Source organism: Rhizobium sp. ERR 1071, from assembly GCF_007828675.1.
GTDB classification, from domain to species: domain Bacteria; phylum Pseudomonadota; class Alphaproteobacteria; order Rhizobiales; family Rhizobiaceae; genus Rhizobium; species Rhizobium dioscoreae.
Genome location: NZ_VITM01000001.1, coordinates 18,196 through 37,055, shown reverse-complemented (window position 1 = coordinate 37,055; position 18,860 = coordinate 18,196). Strand labels below are relative to the sequence as shown.

The 18,860-nt window shown below is 59.8% G+C and carries 23 protein-coding genes; 11 read left to right on the top strand and 12 right to left on the bottom strand.

Translation table 11 applies throughout. The annotated features are described in order from the left end of the window. Nucleotides 1-104 precede the first annotated feature (104 nt). Entirely contained in the window at nt 105-371 is a 267-nt protein-coding gene (locus tag FBZ99_RS00200; RefSeq protein WP_015340141.1) for an usg protein, read from the top strand. 44 nt (nt 372-415) lie between these two features. Here FBZ99_RS00200 and FBZ99_RS00195 read toward each other — a convergent pair whose 3' ends face one another. Next, nucleotides 416-1,141 (bottom strand): DUF2270 domain-containing protein, encoded by a 726-nt coding sequence (locus FBZ99_RS00195; protein ID WP_145630970.1) that lies wholly within the window; start codon nt 1,139-1,141, stop codon nt 416-418. 145 nt (nt 1,142-1,286) lie between these two features. Between FBZ99_RS00195 and FBZ99_RS00190 the strand changes: the two genes are divergently transcribed. The 4 genes from FBZ99_RS00190 (at nt 1,287) to FBZ99_RS00175 (ending at nt 3,729) form a co-directional block, all read left to right on the top strand. Next, entirely contained in the window at nt 1,287-2,111 is an 825-nt protein-coding gene (locus tag FBZ99_RS00190) for a methyltransferase domain-containing protein (RefSeq protein ID WP_145317122.1), read from the top strand. A 115-nt stretch (nt 2,112-2,226) separates the two neighbouring features. Next, on the top strand, nt 2,227-2,919 hold the full coding sequence (locus FBZ99_RS00185; RefSeq protein ID WP_145630969.1) for a glutathione S-transferase family protein: 693 nt from the start codon (nt 2,227-2,229) through the stop codon (nt 2,917-2,919). After that, nucleotides 2,912-3,256 (top strand): ArsR/SmtB family transcription factor, encoded by a 345-nt coding sequence (locus FBZ99_RS00180; protein ID WP_069613092.1) that lies wholly within the window; start codon nt 2,912-2,914, stop codon nt 3,254-3,256. The genes FBZ99_RS00185 and FBZ99_RS00180 overlap by 8 nt, the downstream gene beginning before the upstream one ends. Then, a complete protein-coding gene (locus tag FBZ99_RS00175) occupies nt 3,253-3,729 on the top strand; it encodes an SRPBCC family protein (RefSeq protein WP_145630967.1) in 477 nt (158 codons plus the stop codon). The genes FBZ99_RS00180 and FBZ99_RS00175 overlap by 4 nt, the downstream gene beginning before the upstream one ends. On the opposite strand, the gene FBZ99_RS00170 is transcribed toward FBZ99_RS00175, so the two are convergent. From FBZ99_RS00170 to FBZ99_RS00155, 4 genes are all read right to left on the bottom strand, one after another. Beyond that, entirely contained in the window at nt 3,726-4,526 is an 801-nt protein-coding gene (locus FBZ99_RS00170) for an ABC transporter ATP-binding protein (RefSeq protein WP_145317116.1), read from the bottom strand. The genes FBZ99_RS00175 and FBZ99_RS00170 overlap by 4 nt on opposite strands. 10 nt (nt 4,527-4,536) lie before the next feature. Continuing rightward, nucleotides 4,537-5,373, bottom strand: coding sequence for an aliphatic sulfonate ABC transporter permease SsuC (gene ssuC, locus FBZ99_RS00165; RefSeq protein WP_145317114.1), 837 nt, complete (start codon nt 5,371-5,373; stop codon nt 4,537-4,539). 24 nt (nt 5,374-5,397) lie between these two features. Beyond that, nucleotides 5,398-6,573, bottom strand: a complete 1,176-nt coding sequence (ssuD, locus tag FBZ99_RS00160) for an FMNH2-dependent alkanesulfonate monooxygenase (RefSeq protein WP_145630966.1) — start codon at nt 6,571-6,573, stop codon at nt 5,398-5,400. A 194-nt stretch (nt 6,574-6,767) separates the two neighbouring features. Next, the gene (locus FBZ99_RS00155) at nt 6,768-7,736 is read right to left on the bottom strand and encodes an aliphatic sulfonate ABC transporter substrate-binding protein (protein ID WP_113354593.1); all 969 of its coding nucleotides are present in this window, start codon (nt 7,734-7,736) and stop codon (nt 6,768-6,770) included. A gap of 140 nt (nt 7,737-7,876) precedes the next feature. Here FBZ99_RS00155 and FBZ99_RS00150 point away from each other — a divergent pair, with 140 nt between their 5' ends. After that, entirely contained in the window at nt 7,877-8,875 is a 999-nt protein-coding gene (locus FBZ99_RS00150; RefSeq protein WP_333783684.1) for an NAD(P)-dependent oxidoreductase, read from the top strand. Nucleotides 8,876-8,937: 62 nt separating this feature from the next. Here the strand turns inward: FBZ99_RS00150 and FBZ99_RS00145 are convergent, their stop codons facing one another. The 3 genes from FBZ99_RS00145 to FBZ99_RS00135 form a co-directional block, all read right to left on the bottom strand. Next, the gene (locus tag FBZ99_RS00145) at nt 8,938-9,426 is read right to left on the bottom strand and encodes an Lrp/AsnC family transcriptional regulator (RefSeq protein ID WP_069613098.1); all 489 of its coding nucleotides are present in this window, start codon (nt 9,424-9,426) and stop codon (nt 8,938-8,940) included. Between the two features lie 66 nt (nt 9,427-9,492). Then, nucleotides 9,493-10,125, bottom strand: a complete 633-nt coding sequence (locus FBZ99_RS00140) for a uracil-DNA glycosylase family protein (protein ID WP_145630964.1) — start codon at nt 10,123-10,125, stop codon at nt 9,493-9,495. Then, nucleotides 10,122-10,691, bottom strand: coding sequence for a thermonuclease family protein (locus FBZ99_RS00135; RefSeq protein WP_145630963.1), 570 nt, complete (start codon nt 10,689-10,691; stop codon nt 10,122-10,124). Before FBZ99_RS00135 ends, FBZ99_RS00140 begins: the two co-directional genes overlap by 4 nt. A gap of 123 nt (nt 10,692-10,814) precedes the next feature. Between FBZ99_RS00135 and FBZ99_RS00130 the strand changes: the two genes are divergently transcribed. Further along, entirely contained in the window at nt 10,815-12,344 is a 1,530-nt protein-coding gene (locus FBZ99_RS00130) for a sensor histidine kinase (protein ID WP_113354589.1), read from the top strand. A gap of 122 nt (nt 12,345-12,466) precedes the next feature. Here FBZ99_RS00130 and FBZ99_RS00125 read toward each other — a convergent pair whose 3' ends face one another. Both FBZ99_RS00125 and cobT read right to left on the bottom strand, forming a co-directional pair. Further along, complete coding sequence (locus FBZ99_RS00125; RefSeq protein ID WP_092716218.1) at nt 12,467-12,859, bottom strand: diacylglycerol kinase; 393 nt, start codon at nt 12,857-12,859, stop codon at nt 12,467-12,469. A 186-nt stretch (nt 12,860-13,045) separates the two neighbouring features. Next, nucleotides 13,046-14,062: a nicotinate-nucleotide--dimethylbenzimidazole phosphoribosyltransferase gene (cobT, locus tag FBZ99_RS00120; RefSeq protein ID WP_095435100.1), complete on the bottom strand. Its 1,017-nt coding sequence runs from the start codon at nt 14,060-14,062 to the stop codon at nt 13,046-13,048. A 127-nt stretch (nt 14,063-14,189) separates the two neighbouring features. Between cobT and FBZ99_RS00115 the strand changes: the two genes are divergently transcribed. The 4 genes from FBZ99_RS00115 (at nt 14,190) to FBZ99_RS00100 (ending at nt 16,905) form a co-directional block, all read left to right on the top strand. Beyond that, nucleotides 14,190-14,966 carry an adenosylcobinamide-GDP ribazoletransferase gene (locus tag FBZ99_RS00115; RefSeq protein ID WP_145630962.1) on the top strand — a complete coding sequence of 259 codons (777 nt, stop codon included), beginning with the start codon at nt 14,190-14,192 and terminating at the stop codon, nt 14,964-14,966. Between the two features lie 19 nt (nt 14,967-14,985). After that, nucleotides 14,986-15,207: a DUF1289 domain-containing protein gene (locus tag FBZ99_RS00110; RefSeq protein ID WP_113354587.1), complete on the top strand. Its 222-nt coding sequence runs from the start codon at nt 14,986-14,988 to the stop codon at nt 15,205-15,207. Further along, entirely contained in the window at nt 15,204-15,905 is a 702-nt protein-coding gene (locus FBZ99_RS00105; RefSeq protein ID WP_145630960.1) for a retropepsin-like aspartic protease family protein, read from the top strand. Before FBZ99_RS00110 ends, FBZ99_RS00105 begins: the two co-directional genes overlap by 4 nt. A 94-nt stretch (nt 15,906-15,999) precedes the next feature. Next, on the top strand, nt 16,000-16,905 hold the full coding sequence (locus FBZ99_RS00100) for a DMT family transporter (protein WP_145630959.1): 906 nt from the start codon (nt 16,000-16,002) through the stop codon (nt 16,903-16,905). Nucleotides 16,906-16,935: 30 nt separating this feature from the next. Here the strand turns inward: FBZ99_RS00100 and FBZ99_RS00095 are convergent, their stop codons facing one another. Further along, complete coding sequence (locus tag FBZ99_RS00095; protein ID WP_113333068.1) at nt 16,936-17,460, bottom strand: GNAT family N-acetyltransferase; 525 nt, start codon at nt 17,458-17,460, stop codon at nt 16,936-16,938. Between the two features lie 2 nt (nt 17,461-17,462). After that, nucleotides 17,463-18,794, bottom strand: coding sequence for a bifunctional folylpolyglutamate synthase/dihydrofolate synthase (locus FBZ99_RS00090; protein WP_145630958.1), 1,332 nt, complete (start codon nt 18,792-18,794; stop codon nt 17,463-17,465). Nucleotides 18,795-18,860: the final 66 nt, after the last annotated feature.

Below are 18,860 nucleotides of genomic sequence, written 5' to 3'. Positions count from 1 at the left end.
AATTTAGTTCATGACATTTTTGTAAAGCTTGAGTTTACCATCTGCTGTTTCCATATTTGAGTGACCATGAGTCACGAAAAAATGGGAACGGAAAGAGAAAGCTCATGCATAACGACATGCAAAAGCAGTTGCAGGGTTATGGGTTGACCACGGCGCAGATCTTCTACCGCCTGCCCGATCATCCGCAATTCCTGCAGACCTATATCTGGCAGGACTATGATCTCGCCCCGAACTTCCCGGAAATGCGCGGCTTCCTGAAATTCTGGCAGGAAACGCTGGATGGCCCGCTGCATTCCGTGCGCTATGTCCATCGCAAGCTGATTTCAGCAACCGAATGGCGGGCGCTAAAAGGAGAATTCATCCTGCACTAAGCAGCCGGATCGCCTGGACGACGTCGCGATCGGCTGTGCCGCCGTCAGACATGCGCCTCGCCATGGATGAAATCCCCGTCGTCCGGCCCGCGACGGACCGCACCGTAGAGGACGAAGGCATAGAATACCGCGACGAGGATGATGACCACTTCGCCGGGCATCGGTTCGAGTGCCGCATTCTCGATAATATAGCTCCACGAGTGCGGCATCTCTTGCACGCCACCATTCGTCTGGAGTCTCGGTGTTGAAATCTTCAATATCCAAGCAAGGAGCAGGATTCCATACATCCAGCAGTAATTGCGCCTTAACCGCCGCTGCGCCGCCTCTGCATAGCTGAGTAAAAGCCGCGGAGACCGAAGGCTGGCCGCGATCGGCAGCGCCCAATCGGAACTGAGTTCGGCCTGCGGCGCCAGAATCTGGGCGAAATAGTGCCGCTCCAATTGCCGCACCCGCGAGCGGTAGACATCGAAGAAGCGATATCGCCGCGCCTCGATCATCAGCAGCAGGGTGATCAGCATCATGCCGAATAGCAAAACACCGTGATGCGATGTCGGTGTCGACAGCGACACGGACAGTAGAGCCGCAACCACCGTGATCGCCCAGTTCGATGTCCGGTCGATGCGATCGCGCCAACTCGTCATCCTCCCCAATTCACCCCGATAATAATGGGTCAGCGTATTGGTGACTTCAGCCGACGTCGACGGCAAGGAGGGGCGGCCGCGCTCCGCCGGGCCGCTTGTCGGGTTCGGTGCGGTGAGTTCATTGTCCATGGTGGTTCCTCCCTTATTTTTGTCCGGATAGCGCCCTCCCCAAGCCGCCTATGCCGAAGGTCATATTCTGCGCCTGCACGGCAGGCATTGCAAAAGCCGATCAGGCATCTTAATGCCTGCGTGACAAAAGGAAGGGCCTGTAACCATGGCAAAGAAGAAGATCGACGAAGACGCTCTGGCGGAAGCCTATAACCGGGCATTGGCGCTGGAGAAGGCCGGCGATATCGACGCTGCGGTGCAGGCCTACGAGCATGTTCTGGCTCTCGACCCGGAGGATCATGGCGGCGCAGCCGTGCGCATCGCCTCGATGGGACGCGGCGAAACGCCGGTCAAGGCGCCTGATGCCTATGTCGAGACGCTCTTCGATCAGCATGCTGAGGTTTTCGAGGATGTGCTGGTGGAGCAGCTCGGCTACCACGTCCCGGTTCTCGTGCGCCAGCGCCTGCAGGCGCTTGGTCTCGGCCCCTTCAAGCGCATGCTCGATCTCGGCTGCGGCACGGGCCTGACGGGTGGCACGTTGCGCGATATCGTCGAGGATATCACCGGCATCGACATTTCCGAGAACATGGTCGAAGTCGCCCATGAGAAGGACATCTACGAGACGCTCTTCGTCGCTGAGGTCGAGGATTTCCTTGACGACAACGATGAGGATGCCTTCGATCTCATCACCGCGACGGATGTCCTACCCTATCTCGGCGCCCTGGAACCGCTCTTTTTTGGCGCAGCCGAAAACATGACGCCAGGCGGCCTCTTCATCTTCTCTTCGGAGACCCTGCCTGAGGCGACCATGGCTGGACGTCCCTATATGGTCGGCCCGCATCAGCGCTTCGCCCATTCGGAAGCCTATGTACGCGAGCGGCTGACTGCGACGGGTTTCGAACTCGTCGAAATCACCGACATCAACGTCCGCATGGAAGATGGCCAGCCAACGCCCGGCCATCTGGTCATTGCCCGTCGTCTCGCCGATTGAAGCGAAATACATCACGCCGAAAATAGTTATCCATTTGGATAACTATTTCCTTGCGCGGCGACCAGCAACCTGATACTTAGCCATTCAGATAAGTATCAGCTCGGAAGGTTGTCGCATGTCCCTTATTCTCTATCAGCATCCGCTCGCCTCGTTCTGCCACAAGGTCTTGATGGCGCTTTATGAGAACGGAACACCCTTCGAAAGCCGCATCATCGATCTCGGCAATGCGGAATCGCGTGCCTCGCTGGTGCGCCTCTGGCCTCTCGCCAAGTTTCCAGTCCTGCGCGATGAAGCACTCGACAGCACCGTTCCGGAGACCAGTATCATCATCGAATATCTCGACCGGCATTATCCCGGCGCAACGCAGCTGTTGCCGACCGAACTTTCGGATGCCCTGTGCGTCAGGCTCTGGGATCGCTTCTTCGATCTCTATGTGCAGGAGCCGATGCAAGCGATCGTCGCGGACGTCCGCCGCACAGACGAGAATCGCAGCCCGCAAAGCGTCGCCGACGCCGAGACCTTACTGCGCACCGCCTACGGCATGATCGAAAAGCAGTTGGACGGAAAAACCTGGATCACCGGAGACAATGTGACCGTGGCGGATTGCGCCGCCGCGCCAGCCCTGTTCTACGCCGAAACGCTCGTTCCCTTCGCCAAAGAGCATGGTCGGCTGAGAGCATATTATCAACGCCTTATCGAGCGCCCGTCTTTCGCCCGCGTGCTGCAGGAAGCAATGCCTTATTTCCACATGTACCCCTATAGTGACAAGCTGCCGGCGCAGTTCCGGCCGGAAAAGCCGAATGCTTGAGGAAACACAGGCACTCGACCGGATGTTCCAAGCCCTGTCCGACCAGAGCCGGCGCGGCATGATCGACAGGCTCGGACGTGGACCGGCCTCGGTCACGGAACTGGCACAGCCGCTCGACATGGCGCTGCCAACCGTGATGAAACATCTGCAGGTGCTGGAGACGAGCGGACTGGTACTATCTGAAAAGACCGGTCGGGTGCGCACCTATCACCTGCGCAAGGAAGCGCTGGCAGCTGTCGAGCGCTGGATTGCCGAGCGCAAGGCGTCCTGGAACAGGACCTTCGACCGGCTTGACCTCTTTCTCGCTGATACATCGACGGAGACGACGGACGAATGAGCATCAGATCGACAGACCATACGACCATCACCATAGAGCGTTATTTCAAGGCGCCCCTGCCGAAGGTTTTCAATGCCTGGGCAATCCCCGAACAGAAGCAGCGATGGTTTGCCTGTCATGGCGAATGGAAGCAGCTGGATTTCCAGCTCGATTTCCGCACCGGCGGCAGCGAAAGCAACCGTACTGCCTCCACCGATGGCGTCGTGCATGCCTATCAGGCGCACTATATCGACGTCGTCCAGAACGAGCGCTTCATCTATGCCTTTGACATGATGCTCGACGACGTCAGGATTTCCGTGTCGCTCGCAACTGTCAATTTTGCCTCAGAACCCGGCGGCACGAAAATGACCTTCGTCGAGCAGGTCGTTTTCCTCGACGGCTATAGCGACAATGGCTCGCGCCTCATGGGCACGGAAATCGGCTTTGACAATCTCAGGCTCTACGTCGAGGGGAACGATAGCAGGCCGAATTAACCCCGTGCGTCACCAAGGATCGCCGCCAGCAGCTGCCCTTCGAGCTCTGCCAGCGCCGGATTGCCATGGCGGCGCGGATGCGGATAGGGAATGGCAAGATCGAGCACGATCCTGCCCTCGTCCAGCACCACGACGCGATCGGCCAGATGCACGGCTTCGCTGACGTCGTGGGTAACAAGCACGGCGGTAAAGCCCAATTCACGCCAGACGCGGTTCAGCAATTCCTGCATGCTGATGCGGGTCAAAGCATCCAGCGCACCGAGCGGTTCATCGAGCGCGAGGATACCGGGCTTGCTGACAAGCGCACGGGCCAGCGCCACGCGCTGCTTCTGTCCGCCGGAAAGGCTGGACGGCCATTCGCCGGCCTTCTCGGCCAGCTGCACCTCGGAAAGAACGGCGGCCGTTTCCTTGCGTGAAATATCCTGCGGGACGCCCTCGCCCAGACCTACCGCAACATTGTCGGCGACAGAAAGCCAAGGCAGCAAACGCGGCTCCTGAAACACGATGCGCGTATTCGGTTGCGCGTCACTGCGGTCGGCTGCCTCAAAGCGCAAATGGCCCGCACTCGGCTCTTCCAGCCCCATAAGGATGCGCAGCAGCGTGCTCTTGCCGCAGCCGCTCTTGCCGATGACGGCGACGAACTGGCCGGCGGGAATATCGAGATCGATGCCACGCAGGACGCGGTTGTTGCCGAAACTCTTCTCCAGACCCTTGATATGGATGGCTGCGGCGCCCGTAACTTGGGAGGCGACATTTTTGGCTTCCGCCCGCGGGCGATCGAGTGTGTTGACGCTCATGGGAAGCTCCTCAATTCTGGTAGGCCGGGTTCCAGCGCAAGGCCCTGCGCTCGATCGTCCGGGCGACGACATCGGCGAGCTTGCCGAGGATGGCGTAGATGACCAGCGTCAGCACCACGACATCTGTCATGCCAAACTCGCGGGCATTGTTGGCCATGTAGCCGATGCCCGATGATGCCGCGATCGATTCAGCCACAATCAGCGTCAGCCACATGATGCCGAGGGCGAAACGCAAGCCGACGAGAATGGACGGAAGCGCGCCGGGAAAGATGACCTTCCGGAACAACGTCCAGCTGCTCATGCCATAGACCCGGCCCATCTCGATCAGCCCGCGATCGACATTGCGCACGCCGTGATAGGTGTTGAGGTAGATCGGGAACAGCACGCCGAGCGCCGTCAGGAAGAGCTTGGATTCTTCGCCGATCCCGAACCAGAGGATGACGAGCGGCACCATGGCAAGGTGCGGAATGGTGCGCAGCATCTGCAGCGTCGTATCGGTCAGCTGTTCAGACAGCCGCGAGACACCATTGGCGATACCGAGCAGAAAGCCTATCGAGCCGCCGACCAGCAGGCCGGCGAAAGCGCGGCCGGCGCTGACGAGGATATTGTTCGGCAGCTGCCCGGAGATCGTGGTTTGCCAGAAGGCGATCACAACCGCCGCCGGCGACGGCATGATACGGGTGGAGATCCATCCAAGCGACGAGCCCAGCTGCCATCCCGCGATGACGACGATCGGCAGCAGGAACGGCAGAAATCTCTGGAACGAGATGCCTTGCCGCGCGACCCTGGCCTGGCGCGCGCGCCGTTCCGAGGCCACGCGGACGAAGGACGTGTCGAATGCCGACATGGGAATCTCCCTTTTGAGCTGGCGTTACGAGCCGGAAACGACCTTGAGATTGCCGCCATGGCTGCCGCCGGCGAAAATCTGCTTGGCGCCGAATTCGTTGCGGAACCCGGCACGCTGCTCGTCACGCTTCAATCCCAGTTCAGGGAAGAGAAGCTCTGCAACACGATAGGCTTCCTCCAGATGCGGATAACCCGAGCCGATCACGGTTTCGATACCGAGCTCCTGATATTCCCGCAGCCTCGCGGCAACCGTCTTCGGCGAGCCCACAAGCGCCGTACCCGCACCGGCGCGAACCAGCCCGACGCCGGCCCAGAGGTTGGGCGACACTTCGAGCTTGTCGCGACGGCCGCCATGCAGCGCGGCCATGCGCTTCTGGCCAACGGAATCGGACTGGTTGACGAATTGCTCCTGCGCTTCGCGGATCGTCTCGTCGTCAAGCTTGGAAATCAGCTTGTCGGCCGCAGCCCATGCTTCTTCGTCCGTCTCGCGAACGATGAAATGCAGACGGATGCCGAAGCTGACTTCGCGTCCCCGCTTGGCAGCGGCCGCCCGCACCTTTGCAATTTTCTCGGCGACCTGTGCCGGCGGCTCGCCCCAGGTCAGATACTTGTCGACGCGACCGACTGAGAATTCGATGCCGGCATCGGAAGAACCGCCGAAATAGAGCGGCGGGCGCGGCGTCTGCACCGGCGGTAGGCCGAGCCTTGCATTGGTGGCCTTGATATACTTGCCCTCGAAAGTGGACGAGCCCGTCTCCAGAAGCTCTTCCCAGACATGGAAGAACTCATCGGCATGGGCGTAGCGCTCATCGTGTTCCAGATGAATGCCGTCACCGGCCAGCTCCGCCGGGCTGCCGCCTACGACGATGTTGAGCAGCACTCGGCCATTCGAGACACGATCGAGCGTCGAGGCGAGACGGGCATAATAGGCGGGCGACGCCGTACCCGGGCGGATCGCGACCAGAAACTTCAGCTTTTGCGTATGTGCCGAAAGAGCTGCAGCGGTAACGAAAGATTCTTCGCAGGAAACACCAGTCGGCAAAAGTACGCCCGTATAGCCCAGCCGGTCGACCGCCTGCGCGATCTGCTGGAGATAGCCGATCTCCGGGCCGCGGTTGAGATCGGCCGTGCCCAGATAGGTGCCGTCACCGGAGGTCGGAATGAACCAGAGGAAATCGATGGGTTTTGCGGTCGCGGTCATGAAGCTTTCCTGCTTTCTGGATGCGCGTGGTCGGGAGCCACCTCCCGATGTTCGATCCGGATAGTGGCATAGACCAGGGATTATATCGACAATATGGATTTTCTAATCGCCTGTATCTGACGAAATATTTTTGCTGATAAAGCCTACGCCCGTAGTGTTTGGGGCGCAGGCGATATCCGCGTATCTTGTCAGCCTCAGCTCGCCTTCGGCCGCCAGACGATGTCCGTGACGTTGAGCTTCTTCGGAACGATGCCAAGATTGTAGAACTCGTCAGCCAGCCCCTGCTGATAGGCGATCGCCGCATCTGTAATGGTTGAGACGCCGCCAAGATTCGCACCCGGACGCGTCAGCACCACCCGCGTCACCTCGGCCGGCACGCCGGTGATTTCGGACATGGCCTTAACGGTGTTGTCCAAATCCGATTGCGCCGCCGCCCCCACCTTGGCCAGTTCGTCGATGACGTCGATAATCACCTGCGGATTATCCTTGGTGAAATCGCCGTTCGCCAGGAAATAGCTGAAGGAATCGACGATGCCCCGCGCAGTCGCGAGGATGCGTGTATCCGGATCAGCCTCTGCAATGGCGAGATAGGGATCCCAGATCGACCAGGCGTCGATCGCGCCCGTCTTGAACGCAGCGGACGCATCCGGCGGCGCGAGATCGAGCGGCTGGACATCGTTGATACCAAGCCCACCTTTGCGAAGCGCCTTAACGGCGACGTTGTGGGCGCTAGAGCCGCGCTTGAAGGCAAGCTTCTTTCCCTTGAGATCGGCAAGCGTCTGGATCGGCGAATCCTTGCGCACGAGAATGGCGGAGCTTTCGGGGCTGCCGGTGTAAATGCCGACATAGAGCAGATTACCATTGGCAGCCTGCGCAAACAGCGGCGGCACATCGCCCGTGGCACCGAAATCGAGAGCACCGGCGCCGAGAGCTTCAAGTAGCGGCGGACCGGATGTGAATTCCGACCATTCCACGGATATGCCGCGATCGGAAAGTCGCTTTTCCAGCGCCCCTTCGCGCTTCGCCAATGCCAATACGCTGTTCTTCTGCCAGCCGATCCGAAGCGTCGTGGCTGCGGCCGCACGTGACTGTCGAACGGAAGGTAAAGCGAAAGCTGCCGCCGTCGCACCGAGAAGGCCGAGTGTCTGTCTGCGCGAAATCATCGAAGATCCCTTTTCATGAGGCCTCGGCGCTTCCGCGGCCATCGGCTCGTTGTCGATGGCTTAAGATCGCAAATCCATAGATTATATCGACAAAGGAAATTATGAAAATTCGCAATGAGAGCGAAATTTCATTCCAATAAATGAAAAAATTGGAAATGAGATTTCAAATCATATGCCATGGTGACAAGTTGCCCGACAAATCGGTCTTTAGTCTCTCTGGCCTTTCGGCTAAGCCTTCGAAACAAATTCGGTCACGGAGTTATGAAATGGCAAAGGTCTCATTCATCGGCATGGGCGTCATGGGCTATCCCATGGCCGGACATTTGAAGGTCAAGGGTGGGCATGACGTCACCGTCTATAACCGCACCACCGCCAAGGCCGAGGCATGGGCCAAACAATATGACGGCAAGTTTGCCCCTACCCCAGCTCAGGCCGCTGAAGGTGCCGATTTCGTCTTCACCTGCGTCGGCAATGACGACGACCTGCGCTCGGTGACGACAGGCGAGAACGGCGTCCTTTCAACCATGAAGGCGGGTTCGATTCTCATCGACAACACCACCGCAAGCGCCGAAGTCGCCCGCGAACTCTACGCAGCCGCCAAGGAAAAAGGTGTCGATTTCATCGACGCCCCGGTTTCCGGCGGACAGGCAGGCGCGGAAAACGGCGTGCTGACCGTCATGTGCGGCGGTGATGAAGCCGTGTTCGAAAAGGCCCGCCCCGTCATCGACGCCTATGCGCGCATGGTCGGCCTGATGGGACCTGTCGGCGCGGGACAACTGACCAAGATGATTAACCAGATCTGCATCGCAGGCATCGTTCAGGGTCTGGCAGAAGGCATTCACTTCGGCAAGCAGGCCGGCCTCGATATCGAGAAGGTCGTTGAGGTCATTTCCAAGGGTGCAGCCGGCTCCTGGCAGATGGAGAACCGACACAAGACCATGATTTCAGGCAAATATGATTTCGGCTTCGCAGTGGACTGGATGCGCAAGGATCTCAGCATCGTGCTCGAGGAAGCCCGCCGCAACAAAGCCAAGCTGCCGCTCACGGCCCTCGTCGATCAGTTCTACGGCGACGTCCAGGCGATGGGAGGCAATCGCTGGGATACCTCCTCGCTGCTCGCGCGCCTGGACAGGAAGTAAAGGGCCGCCGCGAAATCAGCGACTTCTGCTGAGCGCCTCTTCAAAACGGCGCTCAGTTCATGTCAGTCCTCGTTGGACTTGGCATTTTCCAGCAGCATGTAATCGAGCGGCAGTTCCGTCGAGTACTTGATCTGCTCCATCGCGAAAGCCGAGGAGACGTCTCGGATTTCGATCTTGGCGATCATGCGCTTGTAGAAAGCGTCATAGGCAGCGATATCCGGAACGACGACGCGCAGAAGATAGTCGACATCGCCGCTCATGCGATAGAATTCCACCACTTCCGGGAAATCAGCGATCACTTCCGAAAAGCGCTTCAGCCATTCGATGGAGTGGCTGTTGGTGCGGATGGACACGAAAACCGTGACCTTCGTGTTGACCTTTTCCGGATCGAGCAAGGCCACGCGACGGCGAATGACGCCATCCTCTTCCATCTTCTGGATGCGGCGCCAGCAGGGCGTCGTCGAGAGACCGACCTTCTTGGCAAGATCGGCTACGGCCAGAGTGGAATCCTCCTGCAAAAGGCGCAGGATTTTGCGGTCAAGACGGTCCATTTAAGCATCCCTTCGAATTATATTCTCTCTATAGCTTATTTTTAGCGATAGAAAAGAAACTTTTTCTCAAGGAAGCAGGCTTTTCACACGTTGTTGCAAAACGGGAAGCAACTCGGCCTCGAACCATGGGCTTCGTTTCAGCCAGCCGCTGTTGCGCCAACTTGGATGCGGCAATGGCAGGACGGACGGCGACCGGTTGGTTAGAAGGTAACGCCGCCACTGCGCGACCGTCTCGGTCATCGACCCCATGCGCTCCGCCCCAAGATGCCAAGCCTGAGCATATTGACCGATCGTCAGGATCAATTCGATCTGCGGCATCGCATCCATTGCCCGCTGCCGCCACAACGGCGCACACTCCTTGCGCGGCGGCAGATCGCTTCCCGCCTTGTCATAGCCCGGAAAGCAGAAGCCCATGCCCATTATGGCGAAATGGTCCGGATTGTAGAAACTCTCGCGATCCACGGCGAGCCACTGACGCAAACGGTCACCCGAGGCATCGTTGAATGGCAGGCCGCTCTCGTGAACGCGCAATCCCGGCGCCTGCCCTGCGATGAGTATCCGCGCAGTCGACGATAGTGTCGCAACCGGACGTGGCTCATGTGGCAGGCGATCCGCCTCGCCTTTCGCCGGTGTGTCCCGACAGAGACGACAGGCCGCAATCGCGGAACGCAGGATCTGCAATTTGCTCTCCTGCTTCATGGGCTGCTCCATCCGACAAGCTGGCGTAAATAGCCGAACAATCCGGCAATCGGATCGTTGTCACCAGCCATACGCTCCTCGCGCCGATAGTCGCTCGGCCTCTCGAAATCACTGGCCCAAAGCCCGGCTTTCGCCTGCCGTGCGCTCCGTTCCTCGCTCGCATAGGCACCATAGGAAACCGCCATGCCGCTGCGAACCATCGCGGCGTTGATATCGAGATCGCCGGTGACGCATGTCACCAGCAGGCGACCATAGCGATCCCTCTCCCATCCCCGGCATTCGGGCGCTCCGGTCTTAATCATTGTGGCAAGCGCCTTGCGTGCTTCTTCGCCGCAGGCCCAATCCGCGCCACTGCGCTGGCAGTGCTGCCGATATTCGGGAGCATCGATGCCTTTCAGCCTCAAGCGTTCGCCGTTGGCGGAAAGCGTGTCGCCATCGACGACATAAAACTTGCCGTCTTGAACGATTTCCGGTCGATTGTTCATCTTCAACGCGAATAATGCAAGAATGACAAGCAGCGCGAAAGTGACCACGCCGTCACGAAACAGGCGGCGCGACCGCATCACGTTGTTGCCTCCTTTAAGAACAAATCCTTGGCGAAGATGGCAAACAAATCATTTCGGCGCAGCATCTTCTTAAGATTTGAAGGCTAGTGTGTAGCCTCAGGCAGGCCAAGTTTCAATGTAACCATGAGCACCGGCGTCAGCACATCGACAGATAAAAACATTGTCGACCGATCGCGCAGTCACCGTAACCGGGCTGTGTCGAAGGCCGTGCGGCAAACGCGCGAACGCCTGCAAAGCGGCCATAGCCGCAATTTCGACCGCGAACTGATGATGATGCACATCGACACCTTACGGCAGAGTGCTGCCGTCGTGCCGATCTTCGTTATCGTGGTCGCCGTTCTCGGCGTCTACCTCACACATGATGCCGGCATTCTCTTCTGGACCATTCCGATCCTGACGGCCCATGCCATCAACATGCTGATCGGACGGCGCGCCAAGAAGCAGGAAATGTCGGCCGAAAGCGCCAGAAAGTGGCGACAGCTGCTCTTGCTGGGGCAATTGCTCGTCGGCTTCTGCTGGGCGCTCTTCACGATGCAAAATTGTGCGACCTGCGGTGGCGACAGTTTCGCCTTCTACAAAGGGACGACGCTGCTTGCGGCGATCTGCATCACGGCCATGTCCAGCTTCATGTTGCCGCGGGCTGTTCCATTTTCCTTCGCACCGGCGACCGTCGCACTGGCCGTGGCCGCGATCCTCACGCGAAGACCCTCCGATATCGCCCTCACTGCGGCCATTTCGGTTGCCGTGATATTCTTCAGCTTCATCACCAACCGCATGTATCAATCGAACCTGAAGATCCTCTCCTTCCAATCGGAGAAGGACGATCTGATTGCCGAGCTGGAAGTCGCGAAGTCGATGTCGGATGAAGCGCGCCGGCGTGCCGAGGAAGCAAACCTTGCCAAATCGCGCTTTCTTGCTTCCATGTCGCATGAGCTTAGAACGCCGCTGAATGCGATCCTCGGCTTTTCCGAGGTCATGTCGGCGGAGGTCATGGGGCCGCTCAACAATCCGACCTATCGCGAATACACCAGTGATATTCATCGATCCGGCCAGCACCTGCTCAACCTGATCAACGAAATCCTCGATCTCTCGCGCATCGAGGCCGGCAAATACGAGCTGAACGAGGAAGCGATTTCCCTCCTCGATATTGCTGAGGATTGCATCGGCATGGTGCAGCTGCGCGCCCGCGCGAAAAACATTTCGATCTCATCGCAATTCGAAGCGCAGCTGCCCTCGGTCTGGGCCGATGAGAAATCGATGCGCCAGGTGATCCTTAATCTCCTGTCGAATGCGGTGAAATTCACGCCGCAGGGCGGCGAGATCAGCGTCAAGGTCGGCTGGACCGCCGGCGGCGGCGAATATGTCGCGATCAAGGATAACGGTCCGGGCATTCCCGAAGAGGAGATCCCGATCGTCCTGTCCGCCTTTGGTCAGGGCTCCATCGCCATCAAGAGCGCCGAACAAGGCACTGGCCTCGGTCTGCCGATCGTACAGGCCATTCTTGCCAAGCATGACGGTCAGTTCATGCTGAAATCAAAGCTGCGGGAAGGCACGGAGGTCATTGCCATATTGCCGCCCAAGCGCGTGCTGCAAAGTCTGCCGGCGGTCGAGGACGCGCCGCTCGCCGAACGGCGCAAGAAGAGCTTCGCTTAAACTCAGCTCGGGTGATGATCGCTAGACGCGCCAGCTTTTCACGGAATCTCTGAACCGCACTATCTCTTTGTTGTCTCGCAATTCCGGACGGAAGACCGCTACGCACTTTTCCTGGAATTGCTTTAGCGAAACAGCAGATGGCTGCCGATGACATAAAGAAGGTAGATGCCGGACGCGACCAGCATGCAGAGAACGGCAAACGAGCCGAGGTCCTTGGCATGTTTGCCGACGTTGGAAATCTCCGGCGAGATCCGGTCGATCACCTCTTCCACCGCCGTATTCATGGCCTCAACTGCGAAGACGGCGAGGAACAGCACCATCGCGATGACGATCTCGCCGATGGTCGCACCGACCGCAATCAACAGGATCAGTCCCACCCCGGCGAAAAGCAGTTCCTGGCGAAAGGCCGATTCCTGCAGCAGCCGCTGAAATCCGCCCCAGGAGTAGCCTGCAGCGGCGAAAAAATGCCGAATTCCAGTCTCCTTGTTGACCGCAGATTTTGAAAACTCAGCCATTCGCGCTCCGCCCGTAGTGTCCCGGTTGCAATCTGGATGCCTTGCGAATACCGCCTCGCCGTGGGCGAAGCAAGGCGACGCCGCTCGCCGCCTTCAAAATTCATTGCAGATTTATGACGAGAAACCGATCATCTACAGGAAATTGAGGCGGCGAAACGCTTATTTCAACGTCTCGCCGCCAAGTTTTCAGTGCTTGTTCGTAACCCCGGCGCTTTCGAACGTCGCCATGCCCGAATGGCAGGCTGCCGCAGCCTTGACGATGCCGGCCGCCAGTGCAGCCCCCGTACCTTCGCCAAGCCGCATGCCGAGCGCCAGAAGCGGTGTCTTTCCAAGCTTCTCGATGGAGCGGAGATGACCCGGCTCGGCGGAGACGTGCCCGATCAGGCAATGGTCGAGCGCAGAGGGATTGGCGGCCTTGAGAATGGAAGCGGCAGCCGTCGCGACATAACCGTCGATGATAACAGGGATCCGTTCCATGCGTGCGGCGAGAATGGCGCCGGCCATCGCCGCGATCTCGCGGCCGCCGAGGCGGCGCAGGATTTCCAGCGGATCGTTGAGATGATCGCGATGCAGCGCCACCGCCTTCTCGACGGCAGCGATCTTGCGCTTCAGCATCTCACCTTCCGAGCCGGTGCCTGGGCCAACCCAGTCTTCGGCCTTGCCGCCATAGAGCGCGTAATGAATGGCCGCGGCGATCGTGGTGTTGCCGATGCCCATTTCGCCGATGCAGAGCAGGTCGGTACCGCCGGCAATCGCCTCCATGCCAAAGGCCATGGTCGCGGCACAGTCGCGCTCGCTCAATGCCGGTTCTTCGGTGATATCGCCCGTCGGGAAATCGAGGGCGAGGTCGAAGACCTTGAGGCCGAGATCGTAGGCAACGCAGATCTGGTTGATCGCGGCTCCGCCGGCTGCGAAGTTTTCCACCATCTGCTGGGTTACGGAAGGCGGAAACGGCGTAATTCCCTGCTTGGTGACGCCGTGATTGCCGGCAAAGATCGCCACCAGCGGCCGGGTTACGGCCGGCGCACGACCGGTCCAGGCGGCCAGCCAGAAAGCGATCTCCTCCAGCCTTCCAAGCGCGCCCGGCGGCTTGGTGAGCTGCGCATCACGTTCGCGCGCGGCCACGAGCGCCCGGGCATCCGGGCCTGGAAGGTCGCGCAGCAATGCGCGGAAATCGTCGAATGGGAGGCCGCTGACGCTCATGAATGCGTTCCTTGTCTTTTGGTCTCAAATCGGGTTCTTTGCGTGCGACTCTATTAGTCCTGGGAATCGGCGTGAACAACTCCAAAAGCGCCCGATGCTGTCGCGCGTATGGCGGGGAGAGGAAGAAATGCGGGAATATATGCGTGACATCGCGCGCGCCGTCGCTTTCTTGAGCCGCGTTCCCGTGCCGTCGTCCTTCTTCGAAGGCCATGACGGCAAGCTCTCGCGCGTTTCACGCGCTTTTCCCGTTGCTGGCCTGCTGATCGCCCTGCCCTCGGCGCTGACGTTCAGCGTGCTACTCGCCCTCAGCGCCGATCCGTTGATGGCCGCATTGCTGGCGCTTGCCGTGCAGACGATCCTGACCGGCGCCCTCCATGAAGACGGGCTCAGCGACACGGCGGACGGATTGGGCGGCGGCAAGGATCGCGAGCGCGCGCTCGAAATCATGAAGGATAGCCGCATCGGCACTTATGGGGCGGCAGCGTTGATACTGTCGTTCGGATTGCGGGCGGCGGCACTTGCAGCCATCGCCCGGCATCTGCCGCCTGAGGACGCCGCTGTCGCAATTCTCGCCGCGGCCACCTTGAGCCGCGGTGCCATGGTCTGGCACTGGTACGCCCTGCCATCCGCGAAACCGGATGGGATCGCGGCATCGGCAGGCAAGCCGGATGGCGATGCCATGCAGCTGGCGCTGATTGCGACATTGGGCCTCGCGATACTGCTCGTCGGTCCCACCGTGGGCGTTCCGGCGTTAGTTGGCTGCCTTCTCACGACGAGCGTCGCGACATTTCTTGCCACAAGATATGTCCGTCAGAAAGTGACCGGCCATACGGGCGATACGATCGGCGCGACTCAGCAGATTTGCGAGATCGCTTCCCTCTGTACCCTTGCCATGTGCATTTGAAGCATCGATATATGATCCTATGCTGACACCTTGCATCCTCGTCTGTTCCATCGACCAGAATACCGGCTATTGCTTCGGCTGCGGCCGCACATCGGCCGAAATCGGCGCGTGGATGAGCTATAGCGACGACGAGCGCCGTCAGATCATGGAAGTGCTTCCGGAGCGCCTGACCAAGGTCGAGCGCAAGCCGCGCCGGGAGACGCGCCGCCAAAGGATGGCACGGGAGCGCAGCGCCGTATGAACCGCCTGAACATCGTTCTCGCCATTCTCGGCATCGGCCTCGCACTGCTCATCTTCAACAATAACACCGGCTCCACCTTCGGCATGCGCAACGACGACTTCGCGCGTGTCGTCTATCTCCTGCCGATCGCTCTGATGATGAGCGCCGCGGTGTGGGCGAGCCGGCATACGGTCAGCCAGTCGATCCGCAATCTGCTGATCTGGTTCGTCATCATCATGGCGCTCGCGACCGCTTATATCTATCGCTACGATGCCCAACAGGTCGGCAATCGCGTCTTCGCCGGCCTTATGCCCGGCCATGCCGTTGTCGTCACGACGAGCGAAGGCGGTCAGGAAGTCATCCTTCACAAGCGCTCGAACGGGCATTTCGAAGCACGGGTCACGATCAATGGCCAGCCGGTCGACATGCTGATCGACACCGGCGCCAGCACCATCGCCTTATCGCAAGAGGACGCCGAGCGCGTCGGCATCATTCCGGAAAACCTCACCTATTCGCAGACAGTGTTGACCGCCAACGGCCGCGCCAGGGCGGCTCCCGTGGAACTTGGCTCCGTGGCAATCGGCCCGATCAAGCGCAGGGATGTCGAGGCGAGCGTGGCGGAAGCGGGCAAGCTCGATCAGAGCCTGCTCGGGATGAGCTTTCTCGAAACCCTGGGGTCGATGCAGATGCAAACCGACGAGCTTCGGCTGCGTGATTGATGAACCGAACGCGATAGTTCGATTGGGAGCGAAGCATTCGCCGATCTCTTCGCTCTATAAGACGGCATGTCCAAATCTTACAAGAGTGCCCCCTATGACGCCGGCAAGACCTAACCTGACGACCGAACTGCTTCTCCTCCTCGCCCTCGCCACCTGCTGGGGTGCCTCCTACACCTTCATCCGCATCGGCGTAGCAACCATCCCGCCGGTCACGCTGATCGCCGCCCGCACCTTGATCGCCGGCCTTGTTCTGCTTGCGATCATTCGCTGGCGTGGTCTGAACCTGCCGCGCGACGCCGCCACCTGGAAGCGCTTCCTCATTCAATCCTGCCTCAACAGCGCCATCCCTTTCACGCTGATCGCCTGGGCGGAACAGACTGTCGATGCCGGCCTTGCGACCATATTGAATTCCACGACGCCGATTTTCGCCTTTCTGATTGCCGCCTTCCTGTTGCGCAGCGAACCGTTGACGGGCCGCAAGCTTTTCGGCGTGATTACTGGCATGGCCGGTATCTGCCTGATCATCGGCCTCGATGCGCTGCATGGAATGGGCCGCCAGCTGCTGCCACAGCTTGCCGTCGTCGCGGCATCGATCTGCTATGCCTGTGCCGCACTGTTCGGCCGAAATTTCAAGGGGCTGGACCCGATGATGCCGGCAGCCGGCTCTCTGCTTTGCGGTGCCGCTCTCCTGATCCCGGCGAGCCTGATTGTCGAACATCCCTGGCAGATTGCGCCGTCGACAGCCTCAATCCTGGCCCTGCTCGGCCTGTCGGTCGTCTCCACCGCGCTTGCCTTCAGCATCTATTTCCGGCTTATCCAGACCCTCGGCTCGGTCGGCACGACGGCACAAGCCTATCTGCGCGTCCCGATCGGCGTCACCATCGGCGTCGTCTTCCTTGGAGAACCTCTGTCTCCGACCGCAGCCATAGGTATTGTCTGTGTCGTGGCTGGCGTCATGGCCATGAGCATCGCCCCACGCAAGTGGATCGCAGCCGGGTGAAATCCCCGTTCATCGGCTTGCATGGGACAATCAGATCAGAACGGACAAGTCGTCCCATGCAAAAATGAAATTGTCGGAACGCCAGACCGGACCCGGATCCGTGTACCGACCGATCAATTGCCCTCCGAGCGCACGATAAAAGGCAATCGCCGATTCATTGCCGACGACCACACCTAGCGCCGCACCCGAATAGCCCATGGATAAAAGTTCCCGCGCCAATTCTCGCATCAGACGACGGCCAAGTCCCTGGCGTTTGATGGAAGCATCGATATAGAGCGACTTAATCTCGCCTCGCCCCTCGAATATGGCATCGGACGGCGCGTTGATCGCACCGATACCGACAAGTCGCCCGCCCTGCTCGGCCAAAAGCACGCGCTGATCCCTACGGGGATTTGCGAGTATATCCGCCCACCGCACACGGCGGAAATCCTCGTCGAGAGCCTGATAAATCTCAGCAGACACTAGGTCGCGATAGGTGTCGCACCAGATCGCGCGATGCAGCCTCGCCATCTCGGCGACATCATTGGCAAGAGCAGGCCTGATCGTAATTTCCATCGTCACCCTGCACTCCCCCGGACAGTGCCGCGCAGAGCGCCGACAAGATAGAGCGAGCCCGTCACCAGAATCCAGCCGCCCGCCTCCGCAGCTTTCGCGACGGCATGATGAAGCGCTTTCTGCGGGTTGGGCTCGGCTTCGCAGGCCATACCCATCGAGATCGCCAATGCCTCCAGCTCGCTCGCCGCATGGGCGCGCCCCGATCCGGACGCTTCTGTAAAGACCGCATGGGCCACATATCGCGAGAGCACATTCAAGAAGCCGGCAGCATCCTTGTCGGATGCGAGTGCGACAACCGCGATGCAATCGCCGCTGACGCTGGACGAGCGCGTGATATCGCTCAGGACTGCTTCGATATTGAATGGCACATGCGCGCCATCCATGATGACGGGCAAGCTCTGTCGCCCGCTTCGAAGCGTGGGTGGTAGGGCAAGGTTGAAGCGCTCCATCCGTCCCGGCAGCCGCGCCTTGTCGATAACGGCCGGTTCGAGCAGCCACGCGCCGACCGGCTGCCCTTTTTTGCTCGCTGTCTGCACGCTCTCGCCTTGTCGTCCCAGATGATCGAACACAAGGCCGGCCAGCGAGATATTCGTCTCAGCAATCGTCGCATCTTCGGGAAGATCGGTTCGCAGGACCTGGCAGCCAAGCTCATCGGCACGCTGCTGCAAGACCTTTCCCGCGGCATCGTCGATAGCAAGCGTGGTGGCAAGCGTCGCGCCGGACTTCAATATGCCGACCTTCTCACCCGCGATCACCTCGCGCGTGACCCCAAGAATTTCCGTGTGCTCCAGCCCGATATTCGTGACGATGGCAACTTTGCCGAAGACGACATTGGTGGAATCCAACCTGCCGCCAAGGCCGACCTCGATGACGGCCCAGTCCAAGCCGACCTCTTTGAACACGAGGAATGCAGCGGCCGTAATCACATCGAACCAGGTCGCATCTTCACCCGCCGTCGCGGCCTGCTTTGCGCCCTCGTAGCCATCCAGAACCTGCATGATCGCCGTCGCCAGCGCATCATCCTCGACTTCCTGGCCAAGAATACTGACACGCTCGTTCACCCGGTCGACATGCGGTGATGCGTAGCGACCGACGCGCCAGCCGGCCCGCAGTAATCCCGCTTCGAGGAGCGCTGAAACCGATCCCTTGCCCTTGGTGCCGGCAACGTGGATGGCGCGAAAGCTGCGATGCGGATTGCCCAGGCGCCGCATGAGGTCGAGCATCGGCTCAAGACCGACCCGCATCTCCCCGCGCGGCTTGCGCTCCCAGTTGGTCAGCTGGTCGAGCCGGGAGAGTGCTTGGGGCAGCGAGGGATTGAGATGAGCCTGCGACATTGGATGCTTTCCTGGACCATTTTGTTGCGGCTGCAAAAGCCACGGGCCTTCTTAAGCTCGCCAGGC

Coding starts and splice junctions, on each gene's coding strand:
- FBZ99_RS00125 (WP_092716218.1), bottom strand. CDS start 12,859: ATGGCTGAGTTTTCAAAATCTGCGGTCAACAAGGAGACTGGAATTCGG.
- FBZ99_RS00150 (WP_333783684.1), top strand. CDS start 7,877: ATGAAAAAATTGGAAATGAGATTTCAAATCATATGCCATGGTGACAAG.
- FBZ99_RS00105 (WP_145630960.1), top strand. CDS start 15,204: ATGAACCGCCTGAACATCGTTCTCGCCATTCTCGGCATCGGCCTCGCA.
- FBZ99_RS00115 (WP_145630962.1), top strand. CDS start 14,190: ATGCGGGAATATATGCGTGACATCGCGCGCGCCGTCGCTTTCTTGAGC.
- FBZ99_RS00175 (WP_145630967.1), top strand. CDS start 3,253: ATGAGCATCAGATCGACAGACCATACGACCATCACCATAGAGCGTTAT.
- FBZ99_RS00155 (WP_113354593.1), bottom strand. CDS start 7,736: ATGATTTCGCGCAGACAGACACTCGGCCTTCTCGGTGCGACGGCGGCA.
- FBZ99_RS00180 (WP_069613092.1), top strand. CDS start 2,912: ATGCTTGAGGAAACACAGGCACTCGACCGGATGTTCCAAGCCCTGTCC.
- FBZ99_RS00130 (WP_113354589.1), top strand. CDS start 10,815: ATGAGCACCGGCGTCAGCACATCGACAGATAAAAACATTGTCGACCGA.
- ssuD (WP_145630966.1), bottom strand. CDS start 6,573: ATGACCGCGACCGCAAAACCCATCGATTTCCTCTGGTTCATTCCGACC.
- FBZ99_RS00145 (WP_069613098.1), bottom strand. CDS start 9,426: ATGGACCGTCTTGACCGCAAAATCCTGCGCCTTTTGCAGGAGGATTCC.
- FBZ99_RS00100 (WP_145630959.1), top strand. CDS start 16,000: ATGACGCCGGCAAGACCTAACCTGACGACCGAACTGCTTCTCCTCCTC.
- FBZ99_RS00170 (WP_145317116.1), bottom strand. CDS start 4,526: ATGAGCGTCAACACACTCGATCGCCCGCGGGCGGAAGCCAAAAATGTC.
- cobT (WP_095435100.1), bottom strand. CDS start 14,062: ATGAGCGTCAGCGGCCTCCCATTCGACGATTTCCGCGCATTGCTGCGC.
- FBZ99_RS00110 (WP_113354587.1), top strand. CDS start 14,986: ATGCTGACACCTTGCATCCTCGTCTGTTCCATCGACCAGAATACCGGC.
- FBZ99_RS00190 (WP_145317122.1), top strand. CDS start 1,287: ATGGCAAAGAAGAAGATCGACGAAGACGCTCTGGCGGAAGCCTATAAC.
- FBZ99_RS00200 (WP_015340141.1), top strand. CDS start 105: ATGCATAACGACATGCAAAAGCAGTTGCAGGGTTATGGGTTGACCACG.
- ssuC (WP_145317114.1), bottom strand. CDS start 5,373: ATGTCGGCATTCGACACGTCCTTCGTCCGCGTGGCCTCGGAACGGCGC.
- FBZ99_RS00195 (WP_145630970.1), bottom strand. CDS start 1,141: ATGGACAATGAACTCACCGCACCGAACCCGACAAGCGGCCCGGCGGAG.
- FBZ99_RS00140 (WP_145630964.1), bottom strand. CDS start 10,125: ATGAAGCAGGAGAGCAAATTGCAGATCCTGCGTTCCGCGATTGCGGCC.
- FBZ99_RS00095 (WP_113333068.1), bottom strand. CDS start 17,460: ATGGAAATTACGATCAGGCCTGCTCTTGCCAATGATGTCGCCGAGATG.
- FBZ99_RS00090 (WP_145630958.1), bottom strand. CDS start 18,794: ATGTCGCAGGCTCATCTCAATCCCTCGCTGCCCCAAGCACTCTCCCGG.
- FBZ99_RS00185 (WP_145630969.1), top strand. CDS start 2,227: ATGTCCCTTATTCTCTATCAGCATCCGCTCGCCTCGTTCTGCCACAAG.